Consider the following 13967-nt stretch of genomic DNA (forward strand, 5'->3'; position numbering starts at 1 on the left):
TAATGGAACGATATTCTTTTAAAACTGCTTCTACACAGTGAAGCTTAAACTCATAAGTATATTTGTTTCTCTTTCTCATACAAATACCCTCAAGATGTGTCTAACTTTTTGGGGGCAGTGCATATGGTAGGAACCTTTTTGCCATACTACTATAAAAGCATAATGGTTATTCTAGTTTCGAAGCGTAAAGATACTAATAGGAAACAGAAAAAGGTAGACGCTGCGGTGTATACCTTTTTGGCAGATGATAGTGACGCTTATGGAAAAGTTACAACTAGGTAGTAATAATGACTGTAATAATTGAGATTTGGGATACAGGATTCAATTTTATAACAGTTAAATTCGAAATCAGAAAAACGCAATCATAGATATTATCTATTAAACTATAGAATCTATTGATTTTGATTATATATTTCAAGGCAGTAATTTTACACCCAGATAAAATCCTGTAATAAGTCGATGCCAGTTACAATCTGTTAAGCCAGGAATTTATTGAAGATTTGAAAGAAAAATATCAGTATCCAAGATAATTTTCATCATAGAATAGTAATCCCTGATAAAAATAATATTGCAATAACTTACCTTTCGTATAAGGTTTATAATTTTATACGATAACACACAAATTCAGAGACATTCACAATTCATAAATCTATAAACTTTTTAAAAATATGGGACAAGAATCCGGCGATATTAGCAAATGCCCGTTTCATAATGGTACAATGAAACACAATACAGCAGGTGGAGGCACAAGAAACCAGGACTGGTGGCCTAATCAATTAAAGGTGAGCATCTTGCGTCAACACTCTACGAAATCAAATCCGATGGATGGCGATTTTGACTATGCGGAGGAATTTAAAAGCCTTGATCTTGAAGCTGTGAAAAATGACCTTCATGCTCTCATGACCGATTCTCAGGACTGGTGGCCTGCTGACTTCGGGCATTACGGCCCTTTGTTTGTTCGTATGGCATGGCATAGTGCAGGTACTTATCGTGTAACTGATGGTCGTGGTGGTGGTGGCTCAGGCCAACAACGTTTTGCACCATTGAACAGCTGGCCTGATAACGTAAGCCTTGATAAAGCCCGCAGATTGCTATGGCCTATCAAACAAAAATATGGTCGCAAACTTTCATGGGCTGACTTACTGATTCTTACAGGAAATATAGCGTTGGAGTCAATGGGCTTTAAAACATTTGGCTTTGCAGGTGGACGTGCAGACGTTTGGGAGCCGGATGAAGATGTATACTGGGGTTCAGAAACTACCTGGTTGGGCGGTGATTTACGTTATGCGGATGGCTCAGATGGTGTTGCTAAAGAACATGGTGTAGTTTCTTCTGACGATAATGCAGATGGCTATATTCATCATGATCGTAATCTTGAAAAACCATTAGCGGCTGTACAAATGGGATTGATTTATGTGAACCCTGAAGGACCGGATGGTAATCCTGACCCAATTGCAGCTGCCAGGGATATTCGCGATACTTTTGGCCGTATGGCCATGAATGATGAAGAAACAGTTGCCTTGATTGCAGGTGGACATAGTTTTGGTAAAACGCATGGTGCTGCGCCTTCTTCACATGTGGGTAAAGAACCGGAAGCGGCTGACATTGAATCACAAGGGCTTGGCTGGAATAATAGTTTCGGCTCAGGAAAAGGTGCAGATACCATTACCAGTGGATTGGAAGTAATCTGGACAACCACGCCAACTCAGTGGAGCAATAACTTCTTTGAAAACCTGTTTAATTTTGAGTGGGAATTAACCAAAAGCCCGGCAGGTGCACACCAATGGGTAGCAAAAAATGCAGACGGAATTATTCCCGATGCCTTTGATGAATCGAAAAAGCACTTGCCTCGTATGCTTACAACCGACTTGGCGCTAAGATTTGACCCGATTTACGAAAAAATATCAAGACGTTTCTTAGAAAGCCAGGATGCTTTTGCAGATGCTTTTGCCCGTGCCTGGTTTAAATTGACACACCGTGATATGGGTCCACGTGCTCGTTACCTGGGTGCTGATGTTCCTGAAGAAGTATTGCTATGGCAAGATCCGATTCCTGCAGTAAACCATATTTTAATTGATGAGAATGATGCGGCAGCCCTTAAAGCAAAAGTATTAGAATCAGGATTAACAGTGTCTGAACTGGTTTCGACAGCCTGGGCTTCAGCTTCTACTTTCCGTGGCTCAGATAAACGTGGTGGTGCTAATGGTGCTCGTGTACGTTTAGCTCCTCAAAGATATTGGAGAGTGAACAACCCTACACAATTACAAAAGGTATTGGGTGCATTAGAAGGCATTCAGAAAGAATTCAATGGCGGACAATCAACTGATAAGAAAGTTTCAATAGCTGACCTGATTGTATTGGCTGGTGTAGCAGGTATTGAAAAAGCTGCCAAAGATGCCGGACACGACATTACTGTTCCATTTACACCAGGCCGTATGGATGCTTCGCAAGACCAGACTGATGTAGAATCAGTAGGTTTCTTAGAGCCTGTGGCTGATGGTTTCCGTAACTACCGTAAATCACAAATGCGTGTATCTACCGAAGAACTATTGATTGATAAAGCTCACTTGCTTACATTAACAGCCCCTGAATTGACCGTATTATTGGGTGGTATGCGTGTATTGGATACTAATTTCGATGGTTCTAAGCATGGTGTTTTCACCACTCGTCCTGGTGTATTAACAAATGATTTCTTTGTTAACCTATTGGATATGAGCACAGCATGGAAAGCAACATCGCCAGATAGAGAAATCTATGAGGGTAGTGACCGCAAAACAGGTGCTGTAAAATGGACAGGTACCCGTGCAGATTTAGTATTTGGTTCGAATTCAGAACTAAGAGCTGTTGCTGAAGTATATGCAAGTTCGGATGCGCAAGATAAATTCATCAAAGATTTTGTTGCCGCCTGGACCAAGGTAATGAATCTTGATAGATTTGATTTGGCTTGATAATTAAACTTGAATAGATGAATCGAAACAGCCTTCAATTAAGAAGGCTGTTTTTAATATGACCCTTACAAAGACACCTTCTTATGCCCATCGTTTGTGGCTTTTAAGAATTTAATCAGCCCTGCCATATAGATTTCCTGATCATCCCACATAGCCATATGGCTTCCATTCGGACAGAACAAATAACTTCCGTTTTGTACTTGCGTACTCATCCATTGCATATGGTTTGGATCCATTGTATCATGTTTGGCTCCGATCACTAATGTAGGTACGGTAATGTTTTTCAGTTGAGTTTTGCGGTCCCAGTTTACTAAATTGCCGCCTATACCAAATTCACTTGGGCCTTGCATAGTAACATACAGCGAATTGTTCATCTTGCTGAATGTGCGGTTGACTGGCTCAGGCCATTGGTCGAGGGGCATCCGGCAAAGGTGTTTTGCATAGAAATTAGGCATCAGCAATTGCATATATTCTGGATTGCTAAAATCTTTTTTGGCTTCAATCTCACGGATACGGGCCAATATTTTTGGGTCAAATTGAGGAGCTAACACACTATCGGCATACTTACCATAATCAGGGCAGCTACTCATCATATTAGAGATGATCAGCCCTTTAATATGTTGCTGATATTTCAATGAATATTCCATAGCAAGGATACCTCCCCAAGAATGGCCTAATAGGTAGAAATTAGTATTATCCAGTTTCAATGCCTGACGCACTTGCTCCACCTCCTCTACAAAGCGAGGCAATTGCCAGAAAGTAGTATCATTTGGATTATCAGAATTGCCACAACCCAACTGGTCATAGTAAATCAGTTCGATACCCTCGGCGGGTAGGTAACTTTCCATGCTTTCAAAGCTTTCGTGTGTGCCACCTGGTCCACCATTGAGTAAAAGCAACTTGATACGAGGATTATTACCGATTCTTTTTGTCCATACATTAAATTTCCCTTTAGGAGTATTAAGGCTGACCATCTGAATACCACCTGTTTTAACGCCTGATGTAGTATCCTTAAAGTATTCGCGTAAGGTAACATCTTGTGTGGAAGATTGTTTCTGGCAGCTGCTTGCCCATAGGGCGCAGCAAAGAACTAAGGTTAAAAAGAAGTATTTTTTGATCATGAGCATAGAGTTTAGATGATTTTTACAAATATATAAAAAACAACTATACCCCATTGATAATCAATCAAATACTAAAGTATGAGCTACTGGTTTATTACTTGATAGATGAATGAATTAATTAAATAACCTTTTAAATTCCAGTGGTGATTGGTTAGTTTTCGTTTTGAATAATTTACTGAAAGATTGTGGGTGTTCGAAGCCCAGTTCATAGGCAATCTCGCTTACCGATAAGTTTGTTGTAGATAATTTCTCCTTGGCTTTTTCAATCAGTTTGTGATGGATATGCTGTTGCGCATTTTGACCTGTAAGTGAGCGGAGAACATCACTTAAATAACTTGGTGATAAGTTTAGTTGTTCTGAAAGATAATGAACAGTTGGGATTCCATCACTCAGCGCTGTTTCGTTTAGAAAATAGTTATCAAGGATATCTTCCAGTTTTTGGAGTATATCATTGTTTAGTACTTTTCTGGTAATAAACTGACGTTTATAAAAACGATTGGCATAATTAAGTAATAGTTCAATCTGGGAAACGACTACATCCTGACTAAAATCATCAATCCGGCTGTTTAGTTCATTTTCTATCATGGCAAAAACACCGAGGATGGTTGTTTTCTCATCTTCTGAAAGATGGAGCGTTTCATTTGTCGAATAAGAAAAGAAGCCGTATTGTTTAATCTTTTTTGCTAAAGAATAACCTAAAAAGAAATCGGGGTGGATCAACAAAGTACATACTGAGCATACGGTATCTTCATTTTCGCTATTACCAATCACCTGACCCGGAGCTGCGAATAACAAACCTCCTTCATCAAAATCATAATAACTTTGTCCATATCTAAGTCTACCCGTCAGCTTAGGTTTAAACGCTATTTTATAAAAACTCAACACATGACTAGTAGGATATCTATCAAGGTCAATCCGACTATTAGTATTGTTAATCAAACTAATAAGAGGGTGTTGAGGTTTGGGTAAACCAAAAACCAGATGTCCTTCGGATAAAGACGAAATTTTCAGAGGACTATTATCTTCTTTTCTCATAAACTGAGTATAGTTTCAAACCGATAACCAATAGTTGATCAAATATTGGTTATCAGTTTGTGTTTTATCATTTGTTTATCTTATCAAAATCAGCCCTGAGCTGAGTTAGAAAGCTCTGCCCATGCCTCCCAGGTTGCCAGGCGTTCATTATAGGCATTGCGTGTCCAGGGCAAATTATGACTCCCCAGAAAGAATCGCAATGGAGGATTTTCTGCATCTACAATCTGGAAAAGCGCCTGTGACGTAGCATCCGGATTGCCTCGTTCCAGAGTTCTTAAATTTTCAAAAAACTCTGCTTTGAAATCCGTATAAATATCCAGATTCTGTGCAAATTTCAAGGATTGCTGGCTGCCGAATTCGGTGGCGTATGCACCTGGTTCTATGATAGTTACTTTTATTCCGAATTGTTTTACTTCGGTTGCCAGACTTTCGTGAATGGCCTCAAATGCCCATTTTGATGAACAATAGTAGCCTATAACAGGCAAAGTAACATGTCCAAGATTACTTGAAGTACCCAGTATATGTCCAAAACCTTGTTTTCTGAGTAGCGGTAAAGCTGCCTGAATAACAGAAACTGGCCCTATAACGTTCGTTTCATAAAGTAGGCGAATATCATCTGCACTAGCCTCTTCTATAGTGCCCACCAGAGAATATCCTGCATTATTAAAAACAATATCAAGTCTTCCAAAATGGGCATATGCCTGTTCTACTACAGCTTTTGCCTGTTCAGTATTGGTAACATCCAATTCTAGTGTTAATACGTTTTCACCGTACTTTTCATTCAATCCGGCAATACTTTCTAGTTTTCTTGCTGTGGCAGCTACTTTATCTCCACGTTTAAGAGCGGCTTCAACCCAAACCTGTCCAAATCCTCGGGAAGCGCCTGTAATGAACCAAACTTTAGCAGATTTATCAGAAACCAGTGTTGAAAGAGCTCCTGCATTTTCATTGTATTGTGACATAATTTTCTTTTTAAATGAATAATGGCACAAAGGTCAGCAAGCAAAGTTTGAGATTTGTAGCCGAATTGCAGCATTTTGTAACCGAAATGAGGATACTCTCAAGTGAAGAATTTAAATAGCTATTCTTACTCTTAAAAAAATGTATTAAATAAAAAAGTCGCCAATGATTGGCGACTTAAAAGCAATTGCTATAAATAAGATTTATCGTCTCAACAATAATTCTTCCAGATTATCCAGCCCCATGGTAAAGCCTTCTTTAAAGCCCATATCTAGTATAGCTTTCAAATCGGCTGAACTTTCGTGTTGGATAGTAATATCTACCGTGGTATTATTGTTTTCTTCTGTAAAAATAATTGTCCAGAACGAACCAGGCATTTCTGAATTTTCATTACCATCTTCATCACAAAAGGCATCTTTCCATGAAATAAGTCTTTTTTCTTTGATTTTATCAAACTCAGCTTTGCTCCAGTGCTTTTCATTTTCTGGGCCAACCATGGCATATAACCATGTGCCACCCTCGGTGAAATCAAAGCGTTTTGATTGTGCCCGCCATGGCTTTGGCGCCCACCATTGATCCAGAAGTCCCGGCTTAGTCCAGGCATCCCAAACCGTATCAATATCTGCCGGGAATTCACGTGTTACATCAACGGTATTATTATCTTCATTTACCGTAAATTCAAATAATAAGTTGCTTTTCATATCATTTTATTTTTTGGTTCATACTATTCTGCATAGTATAAACTACATAAGTACATACCTTGTTTGTCAGAAATTCAAATTTGAATTTATACTAACAAAACATCACTTATATATTTTATCTAACAAAGTTTCTTGGCTAATCTGAATTTATTAATTATCTTTATAATCAAGACACTTAACAATCAAGATATATGTTTAATAAAGAAGAAGTCTTGAAACTAAGAAAGCTAAGCCAACGGTTGGCTTATACTTCCATTCAAATGCACGAAGCCATTGGACGAAAAGCAGGTATGACTGGCACTGACCATAAATATTTAGGGTTTTTACTTCAACGGGGACCAATGACTGCCGGAGAATTTTCTATAATAACCGGACTTACCACCGGTGCTATGACCAGCTTAATAGACCGTTTTGAAAAGAAAAAACTGCTTAAACGACAGCCAGATGCAAGCGACCGTAGAAAAGTAATCATCGTGCCTGATACAGAAAAAATAATGGGGTTGTTAAAACCACTTTATGAAGATTTTCAAACCGATACCGAAAACCTGTTTGCAACATTTTCAATAGAAGAAGTAAAGGTTTTAGAAAGGTATTTTCTAAATGCTATAGAAATTATGAATCATAAGATACAGACTCTAAATCAAAAACAATAAGGCAATGAATACATCACACGAAATTAAAGAACCTATTCAGAACGCTTTTTCACAAACCTACTTTCATGGAACTAAAGCAGATTTAAAGATTGGTGATTTCATAGAAGTAGGTTATAACTCGAATTTCATAGACATGAAATTGAAACATATTTATCTGACTTCGACATTAAATGCTGCTATTTGGGGTGCTGAATTAGCTTCAGGAGAAGGACGTGAAAGAATTTATCTGGTAGAAGCGACCGGTTCGCTGGAAGATGATCCTAATGTAACTAATAAAAAATTTCCGGGTAATCCTACCATGTCTTATCGTTCTGAGCAGCCTTTTAAAGTGATTGGTGAAGTTACTGTATGGCAAAGCCATTCAGCAGAACAAATAAAAGCTATGAAGGATGGACTGGAAAAGAGGAAACTGGAAGGGGGAATTTTGATTGAAGAGTAGATTTAAGAAAACGTAATTAAGAATATTTTAGGCCGCAACTCACAATTTTCTTAACTCCTGGAAAGAGTCGGAAACCCAGCAGGTTTATGATTGCATGATAGTAAATTTACATTTTTTTAAAATGGGTTTTGCAACATAAAAGGAAACTACTATATTTGCACCACAATTCGGGAAAACACCTGAAAATGGATCCGTAGCTCAGCTGGATAGAGCAACAGATTTCTAATCTGTGGGTCGCAGGTTCGAATCCTGCCGGGTTCACAAAAATGTTAAAGTCACTGAATTTCAGTGGCTTTTTTTGTATTCAAGTGCAGCAAGATTCGAACTTAAACGTATTTAATAGCAATTGACTCTTAATCAGCGGGTCAACAAAAAAATATCCTTTAAAAAATTCCCCTTGAATAAATAATCTCTACAAAAATACCTTTGAAACTTTGATATTTACGCTGAACTTTGAAGCTTGATTTCAGAACTAACAAACCGCCTGAATGCTATTCAACTCATTACAATTCGTATTCTTTTTTATTGTTGTTACGCTAGCTTATTTCAGTTTACCACATCGAGGCAGAATCTGGTTGTTACTCTTAGCCAGTTGTTATTTCTACGCGGTTTTCAAGCCTATCTATATTCTCATTCTTTTTGTAACCATAGTTGTAGATTATTTTGCAGGGATTTTGATTGCCGATGCTACTGGCAAAAGGCGTAAGTGGTTATTGGTATTGAGTCTGATTACCAATATTGGTTTCTTAGCGTATTTCAAATATTATAATTTTCTGAATACCAATCTTGCCATTATATTATCAAAGTTTGATACCCCTACCCCATTTCCGTTCTTAGAATTTGCATTACCAATAGGTTTGTCTTTTCACACTTTTCAGGCAATGAGCTATACTATTGAGGTATATCGTGGAAACCAGAAAGCGGAGAAAGATTTTGTGATTTATTCGCTCTATGTGATGTTCTACCCCCAGTTGGTGGCTGGACCTATTGAGAGACCGCAAAATTTACTATGGCAGTTTCATAGCTTTTTTAAATACGATTTCGGCAACCTGAAAGAGGGCTTAATGCGCATTGCCTGGGGTTTATTTAAGAAGGTAGTAATTGCTGACCGTTTAGCTTTAGTTGTAGACTCTTGCTACGATAATCCCCAAGATCATAATGGGCTTACGCTTTTGATTGGCACAATTTTCTTTACTTTCCAGATATATTGTGATTTTTCAGGCTATTCTGATATTGCCTTGGGTACAGCACGGGTAATGGGCTTTAAGCTGATGGAAAACTTTGATACGCCTTATTTCTCTACCTCTATTTCCGAATTCTGGCGTAGATGGCATATATCTCTTTCTGGTTGGTTCAGAGACTATTTGTATATTCCAATGGGTGGGAATCGGGTTAGTGAAGGTAGAAAATATTTCAATAGATTTTTTGTATTTATGATGAGTGGGTTATGGCATGGCGCAGCCTGGACATTCGTTATATGGGGAGCTTTACATGGCTTATATCTCATTATGGCGCAGATACGCGATAAGTATTTCAAACTTAAAACCCCTGTCCTACCCGCTATTCTGATTAAGCCTTTTAATCTGCTGTTCACGTTTATACTGGTCATGCTTACCTGGATATTTTTTCGTGCGAAAGGTTTGACGAACGCCAAAATTATCTTCCAGAAAATACTTTCATTTGGCAGTTACGGAAATACTATTCATTCGCCATTAAATGATATAGAAATGATATTCTGTTGGTTACTGATTGCAGGCTTATTATTGAAAGAAAGATTCTATAAAGTAATTGACACAAGCAATACCACTAAGTTTTACATATTATTTACTGTTTTCATGATCCTATGCTATTTCTTTGGGGTGTTCGAATCTAACCAGTTTATTTATTTTCAGTTTTAAAAAATTATTTAGTGATTGAACCAACGCGGCCCGGTGTTTAGTGATTGACCTAAACGGATTTTTACATTGTAAATTTAGTCAAGCAAATATGACTTCTAAAATATTAAGATATACAGCGCTTATTGTCTTTTCGGGTTTGTGGTTATTAGGCTTTTCCACGCATATCTCAAAATGGCTTTATGCACAAGGGATTATCAAAGACGATTATCGCTATGGGGATTTGTATCGTTTTTCGAATCTGCCACAGTTCAGGGTATTAAAAGAACCTTGTCAAACACCACAAACGAAAATTACTCAACCTAATACGGCACTTTATTTGATTGGAGATAGTTTTACTGAAGAAGGTCGCATTGAAGCAGGAGATTTTGTGAGCGGAAGTTTTCATAGATTCTTTATCGGGCATTCGCCTTATATCAAATTAGACAAAACTAAGAAGAATGTACTAATCATTGAGACTGTTGAACGACATTTCAGAGAACGTTTTGCTAAACCTTATAGAAATCTTACTTTCAAAGAACCAAGTGCTCAACAAGCGATAAATACCAGGCTGAAACAGGCAAAATCAGATTTCTGGTATGATTCAGAGCGGCATGAGTCTGTTCTGTTTTCCTCAGATTTCTTTCTGACTATCAAAGAATGGAAGGCATCATTAAATGATCGGATATTTGATAGAACTGATGGCCATGTGGTAGTGTCGAAAGATAAAAAGAATATTTTTTATGAGCTTGATGCACGGTCGAATGGCATAACCTCTACGTTTGATAAAATTTCCGATAAAGAAATCACTCTATTGGTAGAAAATGTCAACCGTACCTACGATTTTTACAGAAAGAGTGGTTTCGATAAAGTGTATCTCACGATTGCGCCTAATAAGAGTTCTGTTCTTGGTAAAGATTTGGGAGAATATAATCACCTGATTGAACGCATTCAGAAAAGCCCTGCTTTACGTATGCCAATCTTCGATATTTATACACCTTTCAGCACTTCTGAAAAGATGTTGTATGATGTTGGAGACACGCATTGGAATTGCGAAGGAAAGCAGATATGGATCAACGCTGTAAATCAAAAACTATAATATTTTTTTTATACGGCTACGTTCATTAAATTTGTACTTTATTTAGATACATATTATATAACTTAATAGCATAAATTATTTCTTATGAAAAGAGCACTGGTATGTGGAGCAGGTGGTTTTATTGGAGGCCATTTGGTTAATCGCTTAAAGAGTGAAGGTTATTGGGTGAGAGGAGTAGATTTAAAATATAATGAATACGGAAATGGAAATGCGGATGATTTTGTGATTGGAGATTTGACAGACCCGGTAGTTTGCAAACAAGTATTAGAAGGTGGATTTGATGAAGTATATCAATTGGCGGCTGATATGGGTGGTGCAGGATATATCTTTACAGGCGAAAACGATGCAGCCGTTATGCACAATTCGGCACTATGTAACCTACACATGTTACATGCTGCACAACAGGCAGGCGTAAAAAAAATCTTCTATTCATCATCAGCTTGTATGTATCCTGAATACAATCAGCTTGACCCTGAAAACCCTAAATGTTCAGAAGAATCAGCATATCCTGCTGCTCCGGATAGCGAGTATGGTTGGGAAAAACTATTCAGCGAACGTTTGTATCTTACTTACCAGCGCAATTTAGGTATTACAGTAAAAGTAGCTCGTTTCCACAATATCTTTGGCCCGCAAGGCACCTGGAAAGGTGGTAAAGAAAAAGCACCAGCAGCTATCTGCCGCAAAGTGATTGAAGCAGAAGATGGTGGTACTATCGAGATCTGGGGCGATGGCAAACAAACACGTTCATTCTTATATGTAGATGAGTGCGTAGATGGTGTTCGTCGCTTAATGGAATCTGATTTCTCTGGTCCTGTAAATATTGGCTCAGAAGAGATGATTTCTATCAACGATTTTGCTAAAATGATTGCTGAAATTTCTGGCAAAAAAATCACTATTAAAAATATTCCTGGTCCTCAGGGTGTACGCGGACGTAATTCTGACAACGCTTTGATTCAGGAAAAATTAGGATGGGCGCCATCGCAATCATTGAAAGAAGGTATCACTAAAACCTATCAATGGATTGCTGAACAAGCTAGCAAAGAGGTTGCTGAATTAGTGTAAGAATTATCATTTCTTAATTATAGATTGAGATGACTGTGCTAAGGTTCAGTCATCTTTTTTTTATTGGCAAGCCAATTCAAATTGTAGGGCTCAAAATTTTGAACTCCTACCTGGTAAATATTCTTTGACCTCATACGTGGCACGCATTTTTATTCATTTTATAATAAAAATCTGCTATGAAGTCCAACTTTGACCTTACGTTAATGCTTGCTCGTATTGAGGACGCCATTAGGCCTTTTCCCAAAGCAGCCATGTTTGAATTGGCTGAGAGAGGCTACACCTCTCTATTTGAGCAACTGATTTCCTGTATTATCTCAATCCGTACATTTGATGAAACTACTATTCCTGTCTCCTTACGGCTTTTTGAAATTGCACGGACACCCCAGGAAATACTAAAACTAAGTCCTGAAAGACTGAGTGAATTATTGTTTGGCAGCTCTTATCCGGAACAGAAAGCTTATACTATGTTAGGCATTGCACGGACAGCAATTGAACAATACAATGGTGAATTACCTGCTGACTTCGATAAGCTAACAGAAATGAAAGGTGTAGGGCCAAAATGTGCGAATCTGGCATTGGGAGTAGCAGCAGGACAAGCGGCTATTAGTGTAGATATCCATGTGCACAGGGTGGTAAATCGGTGGGGCTTTATACAAGCCAGCCAGCCGGAAAAGACGCTGAAAGCATTAGAAGCCAAAGTACCTGTTGAACAATGGATTGATATTAATCGTTTACTGATGCCTTTTGGAAAACATATCTGTACTGGTAATTTACCTAAATGTTCTACCTGCCCGGTATTGGAATTTTGTGAGCAGGTCGGAGTAACAAAGCATCGATAAAATATAAAGGCGAACTTTTAGTTCGCCTGCACGTATTATATTTCTAATAGTGTTCTGATAAATGCTTCACTGGTATGATCTTCTATAAATTGCTTGGCTTTTTGAGGATATTCAACTTTTGAAGTGTTCAGGAAATACTGGAAAGCCTCTTTAATTTCTTCCGACTTATGACCATCAACAGTTATTCCTAAGTTATACTCTCTGGTCTGTTCTCCTACTACACCGTATTTAGTTGCAATAATAGGTTTATTATGGCGAGAAGCAAGACCAATTACACCACTTGATGAGTAAAAATTGACATAGGCTAGAGAAATCACATCGCTTTGGCCGATAAATGATTCCATTTCATCATCACCTACAAATCTACTTTCAAGAGCCACTTGAAGTTCAGGCCTTAATTGTTTAGCCTCTGCAATTGCCTCGGCTAGTGGTGCCTGATATTCATCTCTTATTTTACCAACTATCAATAAACAACTCCTGGATGCTTCTTCTGCAGATAGTTGCTGTAGGCCTTTCAATAGATTCACTACATTTTTTTTACTATCTATCATCCCAAAAGCCAGAAAGATTTTTCTGTTAGCGTTAATCCTATATTTCTCTCTTATTAATAATCCATCTCTTGAAGGATAATCATAAACAGGGTCAGGCAGATAAGCAAATATTTTTGTTCCCAGAGTCTCATTCATAGTCTTTACCGTTTGCCTGTCGTTAAAGATAAAGACTTTCTTTAGATGCTTATTCCGGAGCATCCACCAGGATGTAAATATCTTACGCGCTTTGGTTACGGCTGTCTGTTGTTTAGCTCTAAGGGTACCCTGAGCAGGAATCACTCTTGGGTAAGGATTAAACATAATCCCGGTGATTTCGCACGCTGAACGACTACTTCCAATGGTATGTTGAAACATATCGACCATCATTAATATCAGTTTGTCTGCTTTCCAGTCGCTGACATATTTCATGATGGACTTCCAAAGTAATTGTGTCGACTTTATCAGGCTCATGCCCGAGTTATGCGGCGCAAACTCTTCGTCAGTAAAGAATGTTATCTGAACGTTTTTGGCAGAAGTAGTTATTGAAGGGATAGTCTTTGCCTCAGGATTCAGCAAAAACACATATTCAGTCTCGTTTGGGTTTTGTTCTAAGAATCTTAAGATATTTTGAATATGTCCTAAATTATGCCCCACTAATTTCACATAAATATCGCAGATAATAATTCGCATAATTTGTCTTTTGAAA

At 38.1% G+C, this 13967-nt stretch carries 12 protein-coding genes and 1 tRNA gene; 8 read left to right on the forward strand and 5 right to left on the reverse strand.

Features of this window, described 5'->3' with window-relative positions; all coding sequences use genetic code 11:
• Positions 1-668 precede the first annotated feature (668 nt).
• Positions 669-2948 carry a catalase/peroxidase HPI gene (katG, locus tag D0T08_RS25985; protein ID WP_116985684.1) on the forward strand — a complete coding sequence of 760 codons (2280 nt, stop codon included), beginning with the start codon at positions 669-671 and terminating at the stop codon, positions 2946-2948.
• A gap of 65 nt (positions 2949-3013) precedes the next feature.
• Here the strand turns inward: katG and D0T08_RS25990 are convergent, their stop codons facing one another.
• The 4 genes from D0T08_RS25990 to D0T08_RS26005 form a co-directional block, all read right to left on the reverse strand.
• Complete coding sequence (locus D0T08_RS25990; protein WP_199538226.1) at positions 3014-4069, reverse strand: proline iminopeptidase-family hydrolase; 1056 nt, start codon at positions 4067-4069, stop codon at positions 3014-3016.
• A gap of 114 nt (positions 4070-4183) precedes the next feature.
• Positions 4184-5104, reverse strand: coding sequence for an AraC family transcriptional regulator (locus tag D0T08_RS25995; RefSeq protein ID WP_116985686.1), 921 nt, complete (start codon positions 5102-5104; stop codon positions 4184-4186).
• An 89-nt stretch (positions 5105-5193) separates the two neighbouring features.
• Positions 5194-6066, reverse strand: a complete 873-nt coding sequence (locus D0T08_RS26000; protein WP_116985687.1) for an SDR family NAD(P)-dependent oxidoreductase — start codon at positions 6064-6066, stop codon at positions 5194-5196.
• A gap of 201 nt (positions 6067-6267) precedes the next feature.
• Positions 6268-6765, reverse strand: coding sequence for an SRPBCC domain-containing protein (locus D0T08_RS26005; RefSeq protein ID WP_116985688.1), 498 nt, complete (start codon positions 6763-6765; stop codon positions 6268-6270).
• Positions 6766-6956: 191 nt separating this feature from the next.
• Here D0T08_RS26005 and D0T08_RS26010 point away from each other — a divergent pair, with 191 nt between their 5' ends.
• The 7 genes from D0T08_RS26010 (at position 6957) to nth (ending at position 12731) form a co-directional block, all read left to right on the forward strand.
• Entirely contained in the window at positions 6957-7418 is a 462-nt protein-coding gene (locus D0T08_RS26010; RefSeq protein ID WP_116985689.1) for a MarR family winged helix-turn-helix transcriptional regulator, read from the forward strand.
• A gap of 4 nt (positions 7419-7422) precedes the next feature.
• On the forward strand, positions 7423-7857 hold the full coding sequence (gene arr / locus D0T08_RS26015) for an NAD(+)--rifampin ADP-ribosyltransferase (RefSeq protein ID WP_116985690.1): 435 nt from the start codon (positions 7423-7425) through the stop codon (positions 7855-7857).
• Between the two features lie 187 nt (positions 7858-8044).
• A tRNA-Arg gene (locus tag D0T08_RS26020) sits at positions 8045-8118 on the forward strand.
• Positions 8119-8345: 227 nt separating this feature from the next.
• Positions 8346-9755, forward strand: coding sequence for an MBOAT family protein (locus tag D0T08_RS26025; RefSeq protein WP_116985691.1), 1410 nt, complete (start codon positions 8346-8348; stop codon positions 9753-9755).
• Positions 9756-9843: 88 nt separating this feature from the next.
• Entirely contained in the window at positions 9844-10830 is a 987-nt protein-coding gene (locus D0T08_RS26030) for a hypothetical protein (RefSeq protein WP_116985692.1), read from the forward strand.
• Between the two features lie 84 nt (positions 10831-10914).
• Positions 10915-11892: an NAD-dependent epimerase/dehydratase family protein gene (locus tag D0T08_RS26035; RefSeq protein ID WP_116985693.1), complete on the forward strand. Its 978-nt coding sequence runs from the start codon at positions 10915-10917 to the stop codon at positions 11890-11892.
• Between the two features lie 176 nt (positions 11893-12068).
• On the forward strand, positions 12069-12731 hold the full coding sequence (gene nth / locus D0T08_RS26040) for an endonuclease III (protein ID WP_116985694.1): 663 nt from the start codon (positions 12069-12071) through the stop codon (positions 12729-12731).
• Positions 12732-12766: 35 nt separating this feature from the next.
• Here the strand turns inward: nth and D0T08_RS26045 are convergent, their stop codons facing one another.
• Complete coding sequence (locus tag D0T08_RS26045) at positions 12767-13951, reverse strand: glycosyltransferase (protein WP_116985695.1); 1185 nt, start codon at positions 13949-13951, stop codon at positions 12767-12769.
• Between the last annotated feature and the right edge of the window lie 16 nt (positions 13952-13967).

It is taken from the genome of Emticicia sp. C21 (genome assembly GCF_003418935.1).
Taxonomy (GTDB): Bacteria; Bacteroidota; Bacteroidia; order Cytophagales; family Spirosomataceae; genus Emticicia.